At 54.1% G+C, this 21,485-nt stretch carries 23 protein-coding genes; 16 read left to right on the top strand and 7 right to left on the bottom strand.

Going from position 1 to position 21,485, the window contains the following annotated elements; translation table 11 throughout:
* The first annotated feature begins 61 nt into the window (after positions 1-61).
* The 3 genes from AC07UY_RS16660 to rimL all read left to right on the top strand — a co-directional run bounded on the left by AC07UY_RS16660 (position 62) and on the right by rimL (position 2,741).
* Positions 62-1,720, top strand: coding sequence for a glucan biosynthesis protein D (locus tag AC07UY_RS16660; RefSeq protein ID WP_494701597.1), 1,659 nt, complete (start codon positions 62-64; stop codon positions 1,718-1,720).
* Positions 1,721-1,887: 167 nt separating this feature from the next.
* Positions 1,888-2,106: an HP1242/YdcH family protein gene (locus tag AC07UY_RS16655; protein WP_192612273.1), complete on the top strand. Its 219-nt coding sequence runs from the start codon at positions 1,888-1,890 to the stop codon at positions 2,104-2,106.
* An 89-nt stretch (positions 2,107-2,195) separates the two neighbouring features.
* Positions 2,196-2,741: a 50S ribosomal protein L7/L12-serine acetyltransferase gene (gene rimL / locus AC07UY_RS16650; RefSeq protein ID WP_203361132.1), complete on the top strand. Its 546-nt coding sequence runs from the start codon at positions 2,196-2,198 to the stop codon at positions 2,739-2,741.
* Here rimL and ydcK read toward each other — a convergent pair.
* Complete coding sequence (gene ydcK, locus AC07UY_RS16645) at positions 2,733-3,713, bottom strand: YdcK family protein (RefSeq protein ID WP_494660109.1); 981 nt, start codon at positions 3,711-3,713, stop codon at positions 2,733-2,735. The genes rimL and ydcK overlap by 9 nt on opposite strands.
* Positions 3,714-3,825: 112 nt before the next feature.
* Here ydcK and tehA point away from each other — a divergent pair, with 112 nt between their 5' ends.
* The 3 genes from tehA to AC07UY_RS16630 all read left to right on the top strand — a co-directional run bounded on the left by tehA (position 3,826) and on the right by AC07UY_RS16630 (position 6,264).
* Positions 3,826-4,830 (top strand): dicarboxylate transporter/tellurite-resistance protein TehA, encoded by a 1,005-nt coding sequence (gene tehA / locus AC07UY_RS16640; RefSeq protein WP_494701596.1) that lies wholly within the window; start codon positions 3,826-3,828, stop codon positions 4,828-4,830.
* Positions 4,827-5,423, top strand: coding sequence for a tellurite resistance methyltransferase TehB (gene tehB / locus AC07UY_RS16635; RefSeq protein WP_494660111.1), 597 nt, complete (start codon positions 4,827-4,829; stop codon positions 5,421-5,423). The genes tehA and tehB overlap by 4 nt, the downstream gene beginning before the upstream one ends.
* Positions 5,424-5,586: 163 nt before the next feature.
* Positions 5,587-6,264 carry a DUF3313 domain-containing protein gene (locus AC07UY_RS16630; protein WP_494701595.1) on the top strand — a complete coding sequence of 226 codons (678 nt, stop codon included), beginning with the start codon at positions 5,587-5,589 and terminating at the stop codon, positions 6,262-6,264.
* Between the two features lie 33 nt (positions 6,265-6,297).
* Here the strand turns inward: AC07UY_RS16630 and AC07UY_RS16625 are convergent, their stop codons facing one another.
* Positions 6,298-7,488, bottom strand: coding sequence for a benzoate/H(+) symporter BenE family transporter (locus tag AC07UY_RS16625; RefSeq protein WP_494701614.1), 1,191 nt, complete (start codon positions 7,486-7,488; stop codon positions 6,298-6,300).
* Between the two features lie 73 nt (positions 7,489-7,561).
* Between AC07UY_RS16625 and AC07UY_RS16620 the strand changes: the two genes are divergently transcribed.
* Complete coding sequence (locus AC07UY_RS16620) at positions 7,562-8,098, top strand: helix-turn-helix domain-containing protein (RefSeq protein WP_494701594.1); 537 nt, start codon at positions 7,562-7,564, stop codon at positions 8,096-8,098.
* Between the two features lie 78 nt (positions 8,099-8,176).
* Positions 8,177-10,138: a peptidase U32 family protein gene (locus tag AC07UY_RS16615; protein ID WP_494701593.1), complete on the top strand. Its 1,962-nt coding sequence runs from the start codon at positions 8,177-8,179 to the stop codon at positions 10,136-10,138.
* Positions 10,139-10,141: 3 nt separating this feature from the next.
* Here AC07UY_RS16615 and AC07UY_RS16610 read toward each other — a convergent pair whose 3' ends face one another.
* The 4 genes from AC07UY_RS16610 to AC07UY_RS16595 all read right to left on the bottom strand — a co-directional run bounded on the left by AC07UY_RS16610 (position 10,142) and on the right by AC07UY_RS16595 (position 13,060).
* Positions 10,142-10,372 (bottom strand): DUF2554 family protein, encoded by a 231-nt coding sequence (locus AC07UY_RS16610; RefSeq protein ID WP_494701613.1) that lies wholly within the window; start codon positions 10,370-10,372, stop codon positions 10,142-10,144.
* 146 nt (positions 10,373-10,518) lie between these two features.
* The gene (locus AC07UY_RS16605) at positions 10,519-10,647 is read right to left on the bottom strand and encodes a DUF2474 domain-containing protein (protein WP_192612264.1); all 129 of its coding nucleotides are present in this window, start codon (positions 10,645-10,647) and stop codon (positions 10,519-10,521) included.
* Positions 10,647-11,657, bottom strand: coding sequence for a cytochrome d ubiquinol oxidase subunit II (cydB, locus tag AC07UY_RS16600; protein WP_494660116.1), 1,011 nt, complete (start codon positions 11,655-11,657; stop codon positions 10,647-10,649). The genes AC07UY_RS16605 and cydB overlap by 1 nt, the downstream gene beginning before the upstream one ends.
* A complete protein-coding gene (locus tag AC07UY_RS16595; protein WP_494660117.1) occupies positions 11,657-13,060 on the bottom strand; it encodes a cytochrome ubiquinol oxidase subunit I in 1,404 nt (467 codons plus the stop codon). Before AC07UY_RS16595 ends, cydB begins: the two co-directional genes overlap by 1 nt.
* A gap of 261 nt (positions 13,061-13,321) precedes the next feature.
* On the opposite strand from AC07UY_RS16595, the gene AC07UY_RS16590 reads away from it, so the two are divergent.
* The 8 genes from AC07UY_RS16590 to patD all read left to right on the top strand — a co-directional run bounded on the left by AC07UY_RS16590 (position 13,322) and on the right by patD (position 21,188).
* A complete protein-coding gene (locus AC07UY_RS16590) occupies positions 13,322-13,498 on the top strand; it encodes a type II toxin-antitoxin system HicA family toxin (protein WP_494701592.1) in 177 nt (58 codons plus the stop codon).
* Between the two features lie 47 nt (positions 13,499-13,545).
* A complete protein-coding gene (locus AC07UY_RS16585) occupies positions 13,546-13,962 on the top strand; it encodes a type II toxin-antitoxin system HicB family antitoxin (RefSeq protein WP_276295180.1) in 417 nt (138 codons plus the stop codon).
* 115 nt (positions 13,963-14,077) lie between these two features.
* Positions 14,078-15,487, top strand: a complete 1,410-nt coding sequence (locus AC07UY_RS16580) for an aminotransferase-like domain-containing protein (RefSeq protein WP_494701591.1) — start codon at positions 14,078-14,080, stop codon at positions 15,485-15,487.
* Between the two features lie 337 nt (positions 15,488-15,824).
* On the top strand, positions 15,825-16,970 hold the full coding sequence (ydcS, locus tag AC07UY_RS16575; RefSeq protein ID WP_494701590.1) for a putative ABC transporter substrate-binding protein YdcS: 1,146 nt from the start codon (positions 15,825-15,827) through the stop codon (positions 16,968-16,970).
* A 17-nt stretch (positions 16,971-16,987) separates the two neighbouring features.
* Positions 16,988-18,001 (top strand): ABC transporter ATP-binding protein, encoded by a 1,014-nt coding sequence (locus tag AC07UY_RS16570; RefSeq protein ID WP_494660120.1) that lies wholly within the window; start codon positions 16,988-16,990, stop codon positions 17,999-18,001.
* Positions 18,002-18,946, top strand: a complete 945-nt coding sequence (locus AC07UY_RS16565) for an ABC transporter permease (protein ID WP_494660121.1) — start codon at positions 18,002-18,004, stop codon at positions 18,944-18,946.
* Positions 18,936-19,742 (top strand): ABC transporter permease, encoded by an 807-nt coding sequence (locus AC07UY_RS16560; RefSeq protein ID WP_203361145.1) that lies wholly within the window; start codon positions 18,936-18,938, stop codon positions 19,740-19,742. The genes AC07UY_RS16565 and AC07UY_RS16560 overlap by 11 nt, the downstream gene beginning before the upstream one ends.
* Positions 19,743-19,763: 21 nt before the next feature.
* The gene (gene patD / locus AC07UY_RS16555) at positions 19,764-21,188 is read left to right on the top strand and encodes an aminobutyraldehyde dehydrogenase (protein ID WP_494660123.1); all 1,425 of its coding nucleotides are present in this window, start codon (positions 19,764-19,766) and stop codon (positions 21,186-21,188) included.
* Positions 21,189-21,277: 89 nt separating this feature from the next.
* On the opposite strand, the gene yncL is transcribed toward patD, so the two are convergent.
* A complete protein-coding gene (gene yncL, locus AC07UY_RS16550; RefSeq protein WP_162382245.1) occupies positions 21,278-21,373 on the bottom strand; it encodes a stress response membrane protein YncL in 96 nt (31 codons plus the stop codon).
* Positions 21,374-21,485: the final 112 nt, after the last annotated feature.

Here is a 21,485-nt window from a genome sequence, read left to right as displayed (position 1 = left end):
TTGCCGCTGTTACGTACCAGCGCGGGACCATTCACACGACCAGAAGGACTTACTTTCAGGTATGGATCGTAGACGATTTATTAAAGGTTCAATGGCAATGGCCGCCGTGTGCGGTACCAGTGGTATTGCATCTCTCTTTTCTCGCGCCGCCTTTGCGGCCGAATCAGACATTGCTGATGGTCAAACCGTCCGTTTTGACTTCTCTGTTCTGCAATCCATGGCGCACGATCTCGCGGAGAAACCGTGGGGCGGCGCACCGCGCGCACTGCCGACCACGCTGGCGAATCTGACGCCACAAGCGTACAACAGCATCCAGTATGATGCCGAACACTCGCTGTGGAATAACGTAGAAGGGCGCGAGCTCGATGTGCAGTTCTTCCATGTTGGGATGGGATTCCGCCGTCGCGTACGGATGTTCTCCGTGGATGCGGCGACGCATCAGGCGCGTGAGATCCACTTCCGTCCTGAACTGTTTAAATACAACGATGCGGGCGTCGACACCAAACAACTGGAAGGACAGACCGACCTCGGTTTTGCCGGTTTCCGTGCGTTTAAGGCCCCGGAACTGGCGCGTCGCGATATTGTGTCGTTCCTCGGCGCCAGCTACTTCCGCGCCGTCGATGACACCTACCAGTACGGTTTGTCTGCGCGCGGTCTGGCGGTCGATACCTACGCGGATAAGAAAGAAGAGTTTCCTGATTTCACGGCGTTCTGGTTTGAAACGGCGAAGCCGGGCGACACCACGTTTACGGTGTACGCGCTGTTAGACAGCCCCAGCGTCACGGGTGCCTATAAGTTTGTCATCCATTGCGAGAAGACCCAGGTGATCATGGATGTGGAAAATCACATCTATGCCCGTAAAGACATTCAGCAACTGGGTATTGCGCCAATGACCAGTATGTTCAGCTGCGGCAATAACGAACGCCGCATGTGCGACACTATTCACCCACAAATCCACGATTCCGATCGCCTGGCCATGTGGCGCGGTAACGGTGAATGGATCTGCCGTCCGCTGAATAACCCGCAAAAACTGCAGTTCAACGCCTACACCGACAACAACCCAAGAGGGTTTGGTCTGTTGCAGCTTGATCGTGATTTTACCCACTATCAGGACATTATGGGCTGGTATAACAAACGTCCAAGCCTGTGGGTAGAGCCGCGCAATCAATGGGGCAAGGGAACGATTGGCCTGATGGAGATCCCGACCACCGGTGAAACGCTGGACAACGTGGTCTGCTTCTGGCAACCGGAGAAAGCGATAAAAGCCGGTGATGAACTGGAGTTCAAATACCGTCTGTACTGGAGTGCGCAACCGCCGGTACGCTCGCCGTTGGCGCGTGTCATGGCAACCCGTACCGGTATGGGCGGGTTCCCGGAAGGTTGGGCGCCGGGCGAACATTACCCGGAAAAATGGTCGCGTCGTTTTGCCATTGATTTCGTGGGCGGCGATCTGAAAGCGGCAGCGCCGAAGGGCATTGAGCCGGTGATTACGCTCTCCAGCGGTGAAGCGAAACAGATCGAAATTCTCTATGTTGAGCCTTTCGACGGCTATCGCATTCAGTTTGACTGGTATCCAACCTCAGACTCTACCGACCCGGTGGATATGCGCCTGTTCCTGCGCTGTCAGGGCGACGCCATCAGCGAAACCTGGCTGTATCACTACTTCCCGCCAGCGCCGGACAAACGCCGGTATGTTGACGATCGCATCATGCGCGAATAATGTTTAGCACGGCTCTTCCCGCGTGGAGGAGCCGTTTTCACCTTTCCTGCCATTGATACCTGTACACGATTTAAACACGATCCCGTTCGCATTATTCTCTGCGCCAAATGCGTAAGCTGGCTGTGTGTATTTGCTATACACATTTTTGCCACTCACAGGGAGAGCGTATGTTTCCAGAGTACAGAGATCTCATTTCCCGACTGAAAACCGAGAATCCTCGCTTTCTGTCCTTGTTTGAAAAACACAATAAACTTGATCACGAGATTGCCCGGCTGGAAGGTTCAGATGGCCGGGGATACAATTTGGATATTGTTCGCCTGAAGAAACAGAAACTCCTGTTGAAGGACGATCTGCTTAAAATGTTGCAAAAAGAAAGCGTTGAATAACGCATGTTCTCAAGGGCTTCACCCGCGGTGAGGCCCTTCATCTGATACTATTCTGGCCATCTTGATTTTTTATAAGGGAATGGCCTGAAATGTCCGACATCATCACTCTCGACGACACCTTACAACTGCGGGCGGTAGACGAAAGTCACGTTACGGCTCTGCACCAGTTGGTCCTCAAAAATAAAGTGTGGCTGCAAGCGTCGTTGAACTGGCCGCAATTCGTGAATTCTGAAGATGACACGCGCAAAAACGTGCAGGGCAACAAGATGTTGCACGAGCGTGGATACGCCAAAATGTACCTTATTTTTAAGCATTCCGATGTCGTGGGCGTCATTTCGTTTAATTTAATCGAACCCCTGAACAAAACAGCCTATATCGGTTACTGGCTTGATGAAGACCATCAGGGGCAGGGGATCCTTTCGCGTGCGCTACAGGGCATTATCGATTGTTATGCGCAGCGCGGCGAGATCCGGCGGTTTGTCATCAAATGCCGGGTCGATAATGCAAAAAGTAACCGCGTGGCTATCCAAAATGGATTCACGCTGGAAGGTTGCATGAAACAGGCTGAATTTCTCAACGGTGATTATCACGACGTCAATATGTACGCCCGTATTATCGATACCGTTTCACAGTAAACCCGCCAGGGGGGTACGCGTAATATGCTGCTCCCCGTTAATGGTCTTCGGCCCGCGCAGGTGGATCATGTCGCCGTCAAAGGCTTCCACCGTCGCCCGGTCGGTGATCTCAACGCGGTGTTCTATCAATACTTCGCCGATGACACGGGTGTCGCCCTCAATTAAGACATGATCATCGAGCAGAATGGGCCCGCCGCTGAGATGGGCGCGCCCACCAACCAGCACGTGATGTTTCAACACACAATTGCCTTCCACGGTGGCGTGTTCGGCCACCTGCGAGCTGTAGCGTAGAGTGGGAATGGCATCCTCCTGGCTCCCGGCGATGATGCGGGCGTGGCCGTACACTTTCGCGCAATCGCAAATCCAGACATTGTTTTCGGCGTTACCTTCGATCAGGGCAAAATCAAACACTTCAGCCCGGTGCTCTATAAACGCTTCATTGATGATCGCGTCGCCATAGATTTGTGCCTGGTGCACCACCCGCGATCGGCTCACAGTGGCGCGATCATAGATTTGCAGCATCAGGTCGTTAGCGTGGGTTAACCCAATCGCGGCGATAATTTCAGACTGATGCAACACGCGGGCATCGCCAAAGAGGTGACAAATACCGCGAACCACGGAATGCTGCACGGTGACGTTGTCACTTATTCGGGCGCCATGGCTGATTTCCGCCCGATCAATCCAGCTATTGCCACCGACCTGCGCGTCATCATTGATCACACAATATTGGGTAATTCGGGCATTCCCTGAAATCCGTGCGCCGGCAAAGGCCACACTGTTTTCATCGTAGATCCAACAGTGGCCTTCCTGCGCGAGAACAGAATCCGCGTCCACCCAACCGCCGGGCGTGCCGGCTTTGACGTCGTTAAAGTCTTTCAGAGCGATTATCTGGCGCAGGGGTATGCTTTTTTTACTGCCATTCTCCTGAAAACTAAACGATCGCTGTTCTTCACTAAGACGGTATTTGGTCATGGGTTATTTCCACTCAGTCGCTTAAGATAACCGTAGCAAAGATTTCGGCTCTGGATAAACCCGCTGAAATTCCATAAAATGCATTTCAAATATACTTTATAAATTAAACAAAATGAGTAAGAAAAAGCAGAGCGACCGGGTGCTTAATCTTCCGGCGGGATATTTTGGCATGGTTCTGGGCATCATCGGTATGGGCTTCGCGTGGCGCTATGCAAGCCATATCTGGCCTGTAAGCCACTGGATTGGCGATGGACTGGTGATACTGGCGATGATCATCTGGGGATTGCTGACGCTTGCGTTTCTCAGTCGCCTGGTGCGTTTTCCCCACAGTGTGCTGGCCGAAGTGCGCCATCCGGTGATGAGCAGCTTTGTGAGCCTGTTTCCCGCGACCACCATGCTGGTGGCCATTGGCTTTGTTCCCTGGTGTCGCCCGTTATCCGTGGTGTTATTCAGCATCGGGGTCGTCATTCAGTTGACCTACGCCGCGTGGCAAACGGCCGGGCTGTGGCGGGGCTCGCACCCTGAAGAGGCCACAACGCCGGGTTTATATTTGCCAACGGTGGCGAACAACTTTATCAGTGCGATGGCCTGTGGGGCGCTCGGCTTTAATGATGCCGGACTGGTCTTTTTAGGTGCTGGCGTGTTCTCGTGGCTTAGCCTGGAGCCGGTCATTTTGCAGCGTCTGCGCAGCGCCGGAGAGTTTCCGACGATGTTACGCACCTCCCTTGGCATTCAGCTTGCGCCCGCGCTGGTGGCCTGTAGCGCCTGGCTGAGCGTCAACGGCGGAGAAGGCGACATTCTGGCGAAGATGCTGTTTGGCTACGGTCTGTTGCAACTGCTTTTTATGTTGCGACTGATGCCCTGGTATCTGTCACAACCGTTTAATGCCTCGTTCTGGAGCTTCTCGTTCGGCGTTTCTGCGCTGGCCACCACCGGATTGCATCTGGGGCACGGCGCGCCGACAGGTTTTTTCCATACCTTATCGATCCCACTGTTTATTTTCACCAATTTAATTATTGCGTTATTGCTGGTACGTACGGTTGCATTGCTGATGCAGGGAAGGCTGCTGATTCGCGCTGAACGTGCAACATTACAGAAATCTGAGGATAAAAAATGACTCTTCGCGACGAAAATTACTTTACGGAAAAATACGACCTCACCCGCACCCATTCTGAAGTGTTAGAGGCGGTTAAGGTTGTAAAACCAGGAAAAACACTGGATCTGGGGTGTGGCAACGGCCGCAATAGCCTTTATCTGGCGGCTAACGGTTTCGATGTGGCGGCGTGGGATAAAAACCCGATGAGTATCGCCAACGTGGAACGCATTAAAGCGGCGGAAGGGCTGGACAATTTGCATGAAAAAATTGTTGATCTCAACACGCTAAGCTTTGATGGCGAGTATGATTTTATTCTTTCTACCGTGGTGTTGATGTTCCTTGAAGCCAACACCATTCCCGGTTTGATTGCCAATATGCAGCGTTGTACAAAACCGGGAGGGTATAACCTGATCGTGGCGGCAATGGATACGGAAGACTTCCCGTGTACCGTGGGTTTCCCATTTGCTTTTAAAGAAGGCGAATTATGTCGTTATTATGAAGGCTGGGAACTGCTGAAATACAATGAAGATGTTGGGGAATTACATCGTACGGATGCTAACGGTAACCGAATTAAATTACGTTTTGCGACAATGCTGGCGCGAAAAAACGGCTAAATCTGATTGATTTACGATGATTATCATCCATTCTGCATTCGATAAGGGTTTTATCGGATGCAGAGATCAAATTTGTGCGGACGATACCATTTTTGGTACATCGTATTTATTTTCTCTTTGCTATTATTTCAGATGCATATCTTCAAAACTAAGGGATCGTTTCATGTGTGCTCAAACTTTAATAAAAGTTGCAGTGCTTACTGGTTTACTGGCGTTATCAGGCTGTGCGTCTAAAGTCATTCAGCCAGATAAATACTCGGGTTTTTTAAAAGACTATTCTGGTCTTCAGGAAACAAAATCTGCTACGGGGCATCCGGTTTTACGTTGGGTCGATCCCAATTACAATGCGTCTAAATACGATAGCATCGTTTATAACCCGGTTACCTATTACCCGGTTCCTAAACCTAGCACTCAGGTTGGACAGCAAGTTCTCGATAAACTGCTGAACTACACCAACACCAAAATGAAAACCGCTATTGGGCAGCGTAAACCGCTGGTCGCGACCCCTGGTCCGCGTAGCCTGATCTTCCGCGGTGCAATTACCGGTGTGGATACCAGCAAAGAAGGACTGCAATTCTATGAAGTGGTTCCTGTAGCGTTAGTTATTGCAGGGACACAGATGGCAACGGGCCACCGCGACATGGATACCAGCCTCTACTTTGAAGGCGAGCTGATTGACGCGGCAACCAATAAGCCGGTGATGAAAGTGGTCCGTAAGGGTGAAGGTAAAGATTTGAACAACGAAAACACGCCGATGGCGTTCGAAACGTTGAAGCAAGTTGTTGACGACATGGCGACCGATGCCACCATGTTTGATGTCAATAAACCGATCCAGAAATAAGATTGCTGCGCCATCTTCGGATGGCGCAATTTTTTATACTCTCCGATGTATCAGACGTAACGCGCCATAGCAAATCCCCCCAGCGATGAGTCCCCAAAATGCGGCACCGATCCCCAGCAACGTCACTCCGCTTGCGGTCACTAAAAATGTGACGATAGCCGCGTCGCGCTCTGTGGCATCAATCAACGCCTGATGTAAACTTCCGCCGATGGTGCCTAACAGGGCAAGTCCCGCCAGCATCTGAATCCAACTGGTGGGCAGGGCGGCCATCAGGCTGGTCACGGAACCGCCAAACACACCGGCCAGCAGATAAAATGTCCCCGCCGACGCTGCCGCCATCCAGCGACGTTTGGCGTCCGGGTGCGCCTCCGGGCTTTGGCAAATCGCCGCCGTAATGGCAGCAATGCAAATGGAGTAGACACCAAAGGGGGAGAAGAGCAGAGCCAGAAGCCCGGTGAAAACGATCAATGGTGAAACCGGCAACGCATAACCCGAGGCTTTCATGGTGGCGATGCCGGGGGCATTTTGCGACGCCATCGTCACCAGAAACAGCGGTAATGCTACACTAAGCGAGTGCGCAAAGGAAAACTGCGGGGCGATAAAGGCAGGGAGTACCGGTGAAAACTGAATACTTTGCGTGACAATGTCACCTTTTAGCAGCGCAATCACCATTCCCACCACCATCGCGGCGATAATGGCGTAGCGCGGCGCGATGATTTTCATCATAAGCCAGGCGAATAACATACCGGCACACAACACAAACTCACCGTCAAAACGGGCAAAGGCCTGCAAACCAAAACGCAGCAGGATCCCCGCCAGCATGGCCGCAGCGAGAGAGTGTGGAATTATCTGCATTAGCCTTGCAAACAGCCCGGTAACCCCGCACAGGACAATCAGCAGATTGGCGACAATGAAAACGCCGACCGCTTCCTGAAGCGTTAATCCCTGCAGTCCGGTGACCAGCAACGCCGCGCCAGGGGTCGACCACGCTGTCAGCACCGGCGCGCGATACCACAACGTCAGCGCGAGGGTACTGACGCCCATAGCGACGCCGAGCGCCGTCATCCACCCGGCGATTTGCCCGGTGGTGGCTCCGGCGGCAATAGCCGCTTGCCAGATAATGGCTGCGGAACTCGCGTAGCCCACCAGAACGGCGACAAACCCGGACAGCACCGTCGGCAGAGGAAGAGAAAATGAACGCATGGGGACCCTCTTGTGCGTTATAGCGGTCGCTCACTGTAGCATTTGTGCGTTATAGCGTACAAGTGATAAGCTAAGTCTTTGCGGGAGGAGAAATATGGACAATCTGACCCACTATCTGGCCACTACCCTGAAAACGCTGCGCCAGCAGCGTGAATGGAGTCTGTCACGTCTGGCCGAGGCGACGGGGGTCTCAAAAGCCATGCTCGGGCAAATAGAACGCAATGAGTCCAGCCCCACGGTGGCGACGTTATGGAAGATAGCGACCGGGCTGAATGTGCCGTTTTCAACCTTTATTTCGCCGCCGGAATCCGGGACGCCGCCAGCCTTTGACCCACAACAGCAGGCGATGGTGGTCACACCGCTGTTTCCCTGGGATCCTGAGCTCTGTTTTGACCATTTTTCTATTCTGTTGGCGCCCGGCGCGCTCAGTGAATCAACCCCGCATGAACGCGGTGTTATCGAGCATGTGGTGGTCATTTCGGGTCAACTGGATATGCGCATCGACGGTGAATGGAAAACGCTACAGGTCGGAGAGGGCGAGCGCTTTGCCGGGGACGCCGCCCACGCGTATCGCAACAGCGGTGGGCAAACCGCGCACTTTCATTCACTCATTCATTACCCACGGCGTTAAAGGGGAAAAGTATTCCGTAAATCGGTACTTCTGACTACAATAGCCGCCATTTTGCTGTTATCGGATGGTAATCACTGTATGCGCCAGCAACCTCATCACCTCGAACTGTTAAGCCCGGCCCGCGACACGGTCATCGCCCGTGAAGCGATTCTGCATGGCGCTGATGCCGTCTATATCGGCGGCCCCGGCTTTGGTGCTCGTCATAATGCCAGTAACAGCCTGAAAGATATCGCTGAACTGGTGCCATTCGCTCACCGTTATGGCGCGAAGATCTTTGTAACGCTTAATACCATTTTGCATGATGATGAGCTGGAACCCGCGCAGCGGTTGATTACCGATCTGTATCAGACCGGTGTGGACGCACTGATTGTGCAGGATATGGGGATTCTGGAACTGGATATCCCGCCCATTGAACTGCATGCCAGTACCCAGTGCGATATTCGCAGCGTTGAGAAAGCGAAGTTTCTTGCTGATGTCGGTTTTACCCAGATTGTGCTGGCGCGCGAGCTGAGTCTGAGCCAAATTCAGGCGATCCACCAGGCGAGTGACGCCACGATTGAGTTCTTCGTCCACGGCGCGCTCTGTGTTGCGTACTCCGGGCAGTGCTATATCTCTCATGCGCAGACCGGACGTAGCGCCAACCGTGGCGATTGTTCCCAGGCCTGCCGACTGCCGTATACGCTGAAAGACGATCAGGGGCGGGTGGTGTCCTATGAAAAACACCTGTTATCGATGAAAGATAACGACCAAACGGCCAATCTGGGGGCGTTGATTGACGCCGGTGTGCGTTCCTTCAAGATTGAAGGGCGCTACAAAGACATGAGCTACGTGAAGAACATCACCGCCCATTACCGGCAGATGCTGGATGCGATTATCGACGATCGTAGCGACCTGGCGCGGGCGTCAGCGGGACGTACTGAACATTTCTTTATTCCCTCGACGGACAAAACGTTCCATCGCGGCAGCACCGATTACTTTGTGAATGACCGCAAAGGCGACATTGGCGCTTTTGACTCACCGAAATTTATTGGTCTTCCGGTCGGTGAAGTTCTTAAAGTGGCGAAAGATCATCTGGACGTCGAAGTCACGGAACCGCTGGCCAACGGCGACGGATTAAATGTGCTGATCAAGCGTGACGTAGTCGGTTTTCGCGCCAATACCGTTGAAAAAACGGGGCAGAATCGTTATCGCGTCTGGCCAAATGAGATGCCCGCGGATCTGCACAAGGTGCGCCCACATCACCCACTCAATCGTAACCTGGATCACAACTGGCAGCAGGCATTAACGAAAACCTCCAGTGAACGCCGCGTGGCGGTTGATATTGAACTGGGCGGCTGGCAGGAACAACTGATCCTGACGCTGACCAGCGAAGAGGGCGTCAGCATCACGCACAGTCTGGACGGTCAGTTCGACGAAGCCAACAATGCTGAAAAAGCGCTGAGCAACTTAAAAGACGGTTTAGCCAAACTGGGGCAGACGATGTACTTCGCCCGCAACGTTGAGGTAACGCTGCCCGGCGCGTTGTTTGTGCCGAACAGCGTGCTTAACCAGTTCCGGCGGGAAGCCACCGAGATGCTCGACACCGCGCGTCTTGCCAGCTATCAGCGCGGTCACCGTAAACCGGTCGCGGAGCCTACGCCGGTCTATCCGGAAAGCCATCTCAGTTTCCTGGCGAACGTCTATAACCGCAAGGCGCGTGAGTTTTACCACCGTTATGGTGTGCAACTGATTGATTCGGCCTATGAAGCGCATGAAGAAAAAGGCGACGTACCGGTGATGATCACCAAGCACTGTCTGCGTTTTGCGTTTAACCTGTGCCCGAAACAGGCGAAAGGCAATATCAAGAGCTGGAAGGCCACGCCAATGCAACTGGTCCACGGCGATGAAGTGTTGACGCTGAAGTTTGATTGTCGTCCGTGTGAAATGCATGTCATCGGCAAGATCAAAAATCATATTCTGAAAATGCCGATGCCGGGGAGTGTGGTGGCGTCGGTCAGCCCGGAAGATCTCATGAAAACGCTGCCGAAGCGTAAAGATTAAGTTTTAGCGAAAATGGGTTTCAGGCTTGCGTGATTTTTGCCAGTAGTGGTGCTCGCGCAAGCCTTCCGCAGACTCTTCCGCCACCATACGAAGTTCATCGCTGTCCGCTTCATGGCGAAGCTGATGATCCACGTTCTTTACCCACAAAAATGTGTGCCCTTTGTGTCCCGCCATCAACTGACCCGAAAACAGCGCGCAGGTCAGTAACATCACTGATAACGCTTTCGTAAACATCATGCCACCGTCTGATTACCTTTTGCGGCTATCATGCCCACGGTTTCGTCGGGTTATTATTCAAAAATTCAAATTTGCGAAAAGACTTTGTCAGCGTGTGCTGAAGAATGGCAAGTGCCGGGAGCGGGCGGCCCCCGGCAGATGGACTAGTGCGCTTTAAACCCGGCTGCCGCCATCAATACGCGAAAGAACATGCCCACGGCGGCCAGCGCCAGCACGCTGCCTCCCCACAAGATAACCAGCCACATCAAGCGTTTCCAGACTGAGTGTTCCATCAATGATACCCCTCGCCATGTTGAACTTTTCCACGAAATACGTAATAGCTCCAGAAGGTGTAAACCAGGATGACAGGGATAATCAGCAGCGCGCCAACCAACATAAAGCCCTGACTTTGTGCGGGCGCTGCCGCCTGCCATAGGGTGATAGACGGCGGAATAATGTGTGGCCAAATACTGATCCCCAGACCACTGAAACCGAGGAAAATCAGCCCTAATGTCAGGACAAACGGCAGCGCATGGCTTTCAGGCTGGTTCAGCGATCGCCACAGCCACAGGCTGCAAAGCCCAACAAGCACCGGCACGGGTAGCAGGAACCACAGATTCGGCAGGCTAAACCAACGGACGGCAATGTCACTGTGCGCCAGCGGCGTCCAGAGACTGATGATGGCAATCACCAGCAATAACGCCATCAGCCATTTTTTCGCCGCCGCCCGCATTTTATCCTGCAAGGGATTTTCGCTCTTCATGACCAGCCAGGTGGCGCCCAGTAACGCGTAGGCCACGACCAGTCCGGCACCGCAAAACAGCGTGAAGGGCGTCAGCCAGTCGAATGGCCCTCCGCTGTAACTGCGTCCTGTGACGGAAAATCCGTTGATCACCGCGCCGACGACAACCCCCTGCGAAAACGTTGCGAGTATCGATCCGCCCAGAAAGGCGTTGTCCCAGAACGGTCGGTGCGCAGGCGTGGCCTTGAAACGAAACTCAAAGGCGACGCCGCGAAAGATTAATCCAATCAGCATCAGCGTGAGCGGGATGGTCAGTGCGTCGACAATCACCGCATAGGCCAGCGGAAAGGCGCCGAATAATCCCGCGCCGCCCAGCACCAGCCAGGTTTCATTACCGTCCCAGACCGGGGCGACGCTATTCACCATCACATCGCGATCGTCGGCATCCCGGGTGGCGGGAAACAGGATGCCGATCCCCAAATCGAAGCCGTCCATCACGATATACATCAGCGTGGCGAACACGATGATAACAAACCAAATTACTGATAAATCAATACCCATTAGCGATGTGCCTCTTGTTGAGAATCGAGGACAGCAGCAGAAAGCGGCCGTGCAGGCGTACCGGTTGGCGGAAGGGTTGGATCATCGTCCTGTGGTCCTTTGCGGATAAGGCGGATCATGTAGCTGTAGCCGACGCCAAACACGGAACTGTAGACCACGAAGAAACCCAGCAAACTGATGCTCATGTGCAGATCGCCGTGAGCGGAGACGGCATCGGCGGTGCGTTGCAGACCATAAACCACCCAGGGCTGGCGACCGACTTCAGTCGTTACCCATCCGGCCAGAATGGCGATTAATCCGGAGGGCCCCATCCATAACGCAAAGCGCAGGAACGGTCGCGAGCTGTACAGCCGTTCTCTGTAACGCAGCCATAGCGCGAGGGCGCCCAACAGAATCATCAACATGCCCAGCCCGGCCATAATGCGGAACGACCAGAACACCATGGTTGAATTCGGACGATCCTGTTTTGGAAACTCTTTCAGCGCGGGGACCTGTTTATCCAGACTGTGCGTGAGGATCAGGCTACCCAGCGCGGGAATCGCCAGTCCGTAGCGGGTACGTTCCTGCTCCATATCCGGCCAGCCAAACAGAAGAAGTGGCGTGGGCTCGCCGGGAGGATTCTCCCAGTGACCTTCGATGGCGGCGATTTTCGCCGGTTGATGCTTCAGGGTGTTCAGCCCGTGCATATCGCCGATCAATGCCTGGATTGGTGCGACGATTAAGGTCATCCACAGCGCCATCGAAAACATTGCACGTATGGCCGGCGTGTTATTACCGCGCAACAGGTGCCAGGCTGCAGAAGCGGCCACGAACAACGCGCTGCTCAGGAATGCCGCCACCGACATATGCAACAGGCGATAGGGGAAAGAAGGATTGAAAATGACGGCAAACCAGTCGACCGGCACGACCTGGCCGTTGACGATTTCATACCCTTGCGGCGTCTGCATCCAGCTGTTTGAAGCGAGGATCCAGAAGGTAGAAATAATGGTGCCCAGCGCCACCATGCAGGTAGAGAAAAAGTGCAGGCCGGGGCCGACTTTGTGCCAGCCAAACAGCATCACGCCGAGGAATCCCGCCTCCAGGAAGAAGGCGGTTAGCACTTCATAGGTGAGCAACGGGCCGGTAATACTGCCCGCGAACTCGGAAAAACCGCTCCAGTTGGTGCCAAACTGGTAGGCCATCACCAGCCCGGAGACAACCCCCATACCAAAGTTAACGGCGAAAATTTTTGACCAGAAATGGTACAGCGAACGCCAGGTGGGGTTTTTCGTTTTCAGCCAAAGGCCTTCCAGTACCGCCAGATAACTGGCGAGCCCAATGGTAATCGCGGGGAAAATAATGTGGAAAGAAACCGTAAACGCGAACTGGATCCGCGCCAGGTGAAACGCATCAAGACCGAACATGCCTAACTCCACAGGGAAAATTGATTCAGCGCAATTTTAAGCGCCCGGCATGTTCAGTGGCAGAAACAGAATCCGCTTATTTAACCATAACAGTTGCACGCTGTTATGAGTTGTGGCGGATGAACGCGATTCTGGAATCCGCGTTCCCGTTTTTAAATGTCGGGGATACAGGATGAAGAAAAGCGTGGTATAGATGCTAAAAAGAGAGACAGGTAAACATAAACGTTTACTTTGTGGTTATAATACACCGTTGGGGGCGCAGTGAAGCAAAGCGAATTAAAGCGCTGGCTTGAATCTCAGGGCGTTGAAGTGACAAATGGTGCGAACCATTTGAAACTGAGATATCACGGGAAACGCAGCGTCATGCCCAGACATCCCGGCGATGAGATAAAAGAACCGTTGCGTAAAGCCTTACTTAAGCAGCTTGGTTTGCGTTGATCATCACGGATAAAGAGGTTGACCACATGCGAGAGTCTCAAATCATTATGCGCTATCCCGTCAATTTAACGCCTGCGCCAGAAGGCGGTTATGTCGTGTCGTTCCCGGACATCCCAGAGGCATTAACACAGGGTGATACGCGTCAGGAATCTTTAGAGGCGGCCTTCGACGCGCTGATGACCGCGTTAGAATTTTATTTTGAAGACAATGAACCGATACCGCAGCCTTCGGTGCTTTGCGATGCGGACGCTTACGTAGACGTCCCGCTAAGCGTGACCTCCAAGATTTTGTTACTCAACGCATTTCTGGAATCAAGCATCACGCAGCAGGAGTTGGCAACGCGAATTGGTAAGCCAAAACAAGAAATTACCCGGCTCTTTGATTTACGCCATTCGACGAAAATCGATACCGTTCAGGCTGCAGCCAAAGCGCTGGGGAAAGAACTGAAACTGACGCTCGTGTGACTGGCAAGCGGGTATCAGGTTTTGAGCTAAATTGTTCATAACAGTTATCAAAAACCAGACAATTATGTAAACTGATATACACTACGTTTATCCCTGTACGCGTTCAGGAAGAGAAATGAAGAAATATCAGCGACTGGCCGAACAGATTCGCGATCAAATCGCCTCCGGCGTGTGGCAGCCCGGCGACCGTTTGCCGTCGTTGCGAGAGCAGGTTGCCAGTAGCGGCATGAGCTTTATGACGGTCGGTCACGCGTATCAGTTGCTGGAAAGTCAGGGGCGCATCATTGCCCGCCCGCAATCGGGCTACTATGTGGCGCCGCGTCCGGTGCGCCAGCCGGTGGTGCCGCCTGCGCAGGTCATGCGTGATGAAGCGGTGGACATCAATACCTATATTTTTGAGATATTACAGGCCAGCCGGGACGCCTCCGTCATGCCGTTTGCCTCGGCGTTTCCCGACCCGCGACTCTTCCCCTTACAGCAGCTTAACCGTTCCCTGGCCCAGGTCAGCAAGACCGCCACGGCGATGAGCGTCATTGAAAACCTGCCGCCGGGGAATGCCGAGTTGCGCCATGCGATTGCGCGCCGTTATGCCCAGCAAGGCATTACCGTCTCTCCGGATGAAATCGTGATCACGGCCGGGGCGCTGGAGGCGTTAAACCTCAGTCTGCAGGCCGTGACCGAACCCGGCGACTGGGTGATTGTTGAAAATCCCTGTTTCTACGGCGCGTTGCAGGCGTTAGAACGGCTACGCCTGAAAGCGCTGTCGGTGGCGACCGATGTCAAAGAGGGCATTGATTTAGCGGCGCTGGAACAGGCGTTACAGGAGTATCCGGTGAAAGCGTGCTGGTTGATGACCAACAGCCAAAACCCGCTCGGCTTCACGCTCAGCCCCGAGAAAAAGGCGCGACTGGTCGCACTGCTGGAAACGTACAACGTGATGCTGATAGAAGATGATGTCTACAGCGAACTCTATTTTGGTCGTGAAAAACCCTTGCCCGCCAAGGCCTGGGATCGCAGCGACAGGGTGTTACATTGCTCGTCGTTTTCGAAATGTCTGGTGCCAGGATTTCGCATCGGCTGGGTTGCGGCGGGTCAGCACGCCCGACAAATCCAGCGGCTGCAACTGATGAGCACGCTTTCCACCAGTTCGCCAATGCAGTTGGCGTTGGTGGATTATCTCGCGACCCGCCGTTATGACGCCCATTTGCGCCGTTTGCGCCGCCAGCTTGCCGAGCGCAAGCAACAGGCCTGGCAAACGTTACTCCGCCACCTTCCCGCAGAGGTCAAAATACACCATAACGACAGTGGCTATTTTCTCTGGCTGGAGCTGCCTGATTCGCTGGATGCCGGAGAGTTGAGCGCGCAGGCGCTGGCACATCACATCAGTATCGCCCCAGGAAAAATGTTTTCCACCGCTGACACCTGGACGCGTTTCTTTCGTTTTAATACCGCCTGGCCCTGGGGAGAAAGAGAAGAGCAGGCGGTGAAACAACTCGGAAATCTGATTCGCGGTATGCTGAAATAAATTCTCTGGCGCTATTGTTTTAATTTGAATAGCGCCGGGGCATTTTCAAAATAGTTATTCATGACCGATTGTTAACCCCATCGCTATTAACGTATTGCCCGTCATAGGAAATTTGAATAGCCCGCTCTATTTTTCCGCTGCGCCCTAACTCCTTGTCTATACTCCAGAAGATTTAGCATTGTTGCTGCTATCTGCGGCGTAATGCGCGTCAGCTCACAACCTGATTAAATTTCCTTGCCCCGACAGGTGCGCTTCAAAGGCGCCGACTATTTTTAGGAAAGGACATATATTTACGGCAAGGCTGCCGCTCAATATTTTGCGACAGGAGTAAGACGTTATGAGCAAGAAATTTGCCCGCAGCAGCCTGTGTGCGCTCAGTATGACATTGATGACCGCACACGCCGCCGAACCGCCCACCTCATTAGAAAAACCGGAAGGTCGTCTGGATATTATCGCCTGGCCTGGTTACATCGAACGGGGTCAAACCGATAAACAGTACGATTGGGTCACTCAGTTTGAAAAAGAGACGGGCTGTGCGGTCAATGTGAAAACTGCCGCAACGTCAGATGAGATGGTGAGCCTGATGGCGAAAGGGGGCTACGATCTGGTGACCGCCTCGGGCGATGCGTCGCTGCGACTGATTATGGGCAAACGCGTGCAACCGATTAACACGGCGTTGATCCCCAACTGGAAAGAGGTCGACCCGCGCGTCGTGAAAGGCGAGTGGTTTAACGTCGACGGCAAGGTTTACGGCACGCCGTATCAGTGGGGGCCGAACCTGTTGATGTACAACACCAAAACATTCCCAACGCCACCGGACAGCTGGGGCGTGGTGTTTGTTAAGCAGGATCTCCCGGATGGTAAAACAAACCAGGGACGCGTCCAGGCTTACGATGGCCCCATCTATCTTGCGGATGCCGCGTTATATCTGAAAGCCACCCAACCGAAGTTGGGCATCACCGACCCGTACCAGCTGAATGAGAGACAGTACCAGGCCGTACTCGAAGTGCTGCGTACCCAGCACGGTTTGATCCATCGCTACTGGCACGATACCACCGTGCAAATGAGTGATTTCAAAAATGAAGGCGTGGTCGCCTCGGGCGCCTGGCCTTATCAGGCGAATGCGCTGAAAGCCGAAGGCCAGCCTATCGCCACGGTCTTTCCAAAAGAGGGGGTGACTGGCTGGGCTGATACCACCATGTTGCACAGCGAAGCCAAACACCCGGTGTGCGCGTATAAGTGGATGAACTGGTCGCTAACGCCGAAAGTGCAGGGTGATGTCGCCGCCTGGTTTGGCTCTTTGCCAGTGGTGCCCAATGGCTGTAAAGCCAGCCCGCTGCTGGGTGAAAAAGGGTGTGAAACCAACGGCTACAACTTCTTCGACAAAATCGCTTTCTGGAAAACACCGATCGCGGAAGGCGGAAAATTTGTGCCTTACAGCCGTTGGACGCAGGACTACATTGCCATTATGGGCGGTCGCTAATTCCTCTGGGGTGATTTATGACGTACGCAGTGGAGTTTGAGAACGTCTCACGCCTGTACGGTGACGTACGGGCGGTGGATGGCGTCAGTATTGCGATTAATGACGGTGAGTTTTTTTCCATGCTGGGGCCTTCCGGCTCCGGCAAAACGACCTGCTTACGCTTGATTGCAGGTTTTGAGCAGCTCTCCGGCGGTGAAATTAAAATTTTTGGTCAGCAAGCCAGCGAATTACCGCCCTGGGAGCGGGACGTCAACACCGTCTTCCAGGATTACGCGCTGTTCCCGCATATGTCGATTCTCGACAACGTCGCGTATGGTCTGATGGTCAAAGGCGTTGCTAAAAAACAGCGTTATGCACAGGCCCAGGAGGCGCTGGAAAAAGTCGCCCTTGGTTTTGTTCACGGACGTAAACCTTCGCAGCTTTCCGGCGGTCAGCGCCAGCGTGTGGCGATTGCCCGGGCGCTGGTCAATGAACCGCGGGTGCTCCTGCTGGATGAACCGCTGGGTGCGCTTGACCTCAAATTACGCGAGCAGATGCAGCTGGAGTTGAAAAAGCTGCAGCAGTCGCTCGGCATTACCTTCATCTTCGTCACCCACGACCAGGGTGAGGCGCTGTCGATGTCGGATCGCGTGGCGGTGTTCAACAATGGCCGTATCGAGCAGGTTGACTCTCCCCATGAGCTCTATATGCGACCGCGTACACCCTTTGTGGCGGGGTTTGTCGGCACATCAAACGTGTTTGATACGGCGATGTCCTCCCGTGTCTGCGGCCTTGCCGGAACGTACTCGCTGCGCCCGGAACATATTCGGCTCAATGTCCCGGGTGAAGTGCAGACGGCAGGGGTGATTCAGGCGGTGCAGTATCAGGGGGCGGCGACCCGGTTTGAGCTAAAACTGAGCGGGGGCGAAAAGCTGCTGGTCAGTCAGGCCAACCTGACGGGGGAAATTCTGTCCCCGACGTTGTCACCGGGACAAAACGTGATGGCCTCATGGTCACGCAACGTCATGGTGCCGTTGATTGAGGAGAGGTAAATGGCAATGAGCGTATTACATTCGCCCCCTCCATCAAAACGCCTGAGTAAAATCTCCGGATTTTTCTGGCGCAACCCTGGGCTGGGGCTGTTTCTGCTGCTGTTGGGACCGCTGATGTGGTTTGGCATCGTCTATTTTGGATCATTGCTGACATTGCTGTGGCAAGGGTTCTATACCTTTGACGATTTTACCATGTCGGTGACGCCTGACCTGACGCTGGCCAACCTGCAGGCGCTGTTTAATCCCGCCAACTACGACATCATTTTGCGAACGCTGACGATGGCGGTGGCGGTGACGATCGCCAGCGCGATTCTGGCGTTCCCGATGGCCTGGTTTATGGCGCGTTACACCCGCGGCAAGATGAAAGCCTTTTTCTACATCGCGGTCATGCTGCCGATGTGGGCCAGTTATATTGTCAAAGCCTACGCCTGGACATTGCTGTTGGCAAAAGACGGCGTGGCGCAGTGGTTTCTGACCCATATGGGGCTGGAACCTTTGCTGATGTCGTTTCTGACGCTACCCGGCGTCGGCGGTAACACGCTGTCAACCTCCGGTTTGGGGCGTTTTCTGGTGTTTGTCTATATCTGGCTGCCGTTCATGATCCTCCCCGTTCAGGCCGCGCTGGAACGCTTGCCGCCTTCATTGCTCCAGGCGTCAGCCGATCTGGGCGCGCGCCCAGGACAAACCTTTCGCTACGTGGTGCTACCGCTGGCCATTCCAGGCGTCGCGGCAGGGTCTATCTTTACCTTTTCGCTGACCCTGGGCGATTTTATCGTGCCGCAACTGGTGGGGCCGCCCGGCTATTTCATCGGCAACATGGTCTATTCGCAACAAGGGGCGATCGGCAATATGCCGATGGCGGCGGCCTTCACTCTGGTGCCGATGGTCTTGATCGCACTGTATCTGGCGTTCGTGAAACGCCTGGGAGCGTTCGATGCACTCTGAACGCGCACCTTTTCTCCTCAAACTGGCCGCATGGGGCGGGGTGATTTTTCTTCATTTCCCGATACTGATTATCGCCACCTATGCGTTTAACACCGAAGATGCGGCGTTTAGTTTTCCGCCTCAGGGGCTGACGCTTCGTTGGTTTAGCGTCGCGGCGCAGCGCAGCGATATTCTGGAATCTGTGACGTTGTCACTGAAGATCGCCGCGTTATCCACCGGGATCGCGCTGGTGCTGGGAACGCTGGCGGCGGCCGCGCTGTGGCGACGCGACTTCTTTGGCAAGAATGCCATTTCGCTGCTGTTGCTGCTGCCGATTGCGTTGCCGGGGATTATCACCGGTCTGGCCTTACTGACCGCATTTAAGACCATCAATCTGGAGCCGGGCTTTTTCACCATCGTGGTGGGGCATGCGACGTTTTGTGTGGTGGTGGTGTTCAACAACGTGGTCGCCCGTTTCCGACGCACCTCCTGGAGCCTGGTGGAAGCGTCAATGGACCTTGGCGCAAATGGCTGGCAAACCTTCCGCTACGTGGTGCTGCCCAATTTAGGGTCTGCGCTGCTGGCAGGCGGCATGCTGGCGTTTGCGCTCTCCTTCGATGAGATCATCGTTACCACATTTACTGCCGGGCATGAACGGACGCTGCCGCTGTGGTTGCTCAATCAACTGGGACGACCGCGCGATGTCCCGGTGACGAACGTTGTGGCATTGCTGGTGATGCTGGTGACAACGATTCCGATTTTAGGTGCCTGGTGGCTAACACGTGAAGGCGACTCGCTCGCCGAAAACGGTAAATAAACGACAATATGGGAAAATGCTATGCAACATCAATTACTGATTAACGGTGAGCTGGTCAGCGGTGAAGGTGAAAAGCAACCCGTTTACAACCCCGCGACGGGCGAGGTGATTCTGGAGATTGCGGAAGCCTCACCCGCGCAGGTCGATGCCGCAGTGCGGGCGGCCGATCGCGCATTTGTCGAATGGGGGCAAACCACGCCCAAGTCCCGCGCCGATCTGCTGCTTAAACTGGCCGATACGATCGAAGCCAACGCCGGGGTCTTTGCGGCGCTGGAGTCGCAAAACTGCGGCAAACCGCTGCACTGCGTACTGAACGATGAGATCCCGGCGATTGTCGATGTATTCCGCTTTTTTGCGGGCGCAGCGCGTTGCCTGAACGGTCTGGCGGCGGGGGAATATCTGGAAGGGCACACCTCAATGATCCGCCGTGATCCGGTCGGCGTTGTCGCCTCCATCGCCCCGTGGAACTACCCGCTGATGATGGCGGCCTGGAAACTGGCGCCTGCGCTGGCGGCGGGAAACTGTGTGGTGATTAAACCTTCTGAAATCACGCCGCTTACGGCGCTGAAACTGGCCGAATTTGCAAAAGACATTTTCCCCGCTGGCGTGATTAATGTGCTGTTCGGTCGCGGGAAAACGGTGGGCGATCCGCTGACGGGTCATGAAAAAGTGCGCATGGTTTCCCTGACCGGTTCAATCGCCACAGGCGAACACATTATCAGTCATACTGCGCCGTCGATTAAACGTACCCATATGGAGTTGGGCGGTAAAGCGCCGGTGATTGTCTTCGACGATGCAGACCTGGATGCCGTAGTCGAGGGTGTACGCACCTTTGGATTCTACAATGCCGGACAAGACTGTACCGCAGCCTGCCGGATTTATGCCCAGAAAGGGGTCTACGACGCGCTGGTTGCGAAACTCGGTGCGGCCGTCGCCAGCCTGAAGACCGGCGCGCCGGAAGATGAAACCACCGAGTTGGGACCGTTAAGTTCGCTGGCCCATCTTGAGCGGGTAAGCAAAGCGGTGGAAGAGGCGAAAGCGCTTGGCCATATCAAGGTCATCACTGGCGGTAATAAAGTGGCGGGGGCGGGATACTATTTTGCGCCGACACTGCTGGCCGGCGCGAAACAGGAAGATGCCATTGTGCAGCGCGAAGTGTTCGGTCCTGTGGTGAGCGTCACCGTCTTTGACGATGAAGATCAGGTGCTGGCGTGGGCGAACGATACACAGTACGGGCTGGCGTCATCGGTGTGGACGCGGGACGTTGGGCGCGCGCATCGTCTGAGCGCCAGACTGCAGTATGGGTGTACCTGGGTGAATACCCATTTCATGTTAGTGAGTGAAATGCCGCACGGTGGGCAAAAACTGTCGGGGTACGGTAAGGATATGTCACTGTATGGATTAGAAGATTACACCGTTGTCCGCCACGTTATGGTTAAGCATTAACCGGACGTCTCATCTACAGGAAGGTCGTAAATCGATGGCAGAGAGGAGAAATTCTCTCTGCCATTCTACATTGCAAGCACGGTATTGATTCAAGAAAACCAGCCAAATCTCAAAGAGATAAGACCAAAAAGCCCCACAGCAGCAAAGACATTTATCAGCACTACGGTTTTACTGGAAACATTCATTTTTGCCACCTTTTTATATTGCCCTTATGTGTATAGTACGGCTTCAAACTATTCGCAATAGTACTTATTCTGGACATCACAGAGTTGTGTTGGGCTTCTGTTAAATCCGTGT

The organism is Citrobacter sp. GW821-FHT02E08 (genome assembly GCF_059421685.1).
Note: the sequence above shows the minus strand (reverse complement) of the source record. Positions and strands in the feature narration are given on the sequence as shown.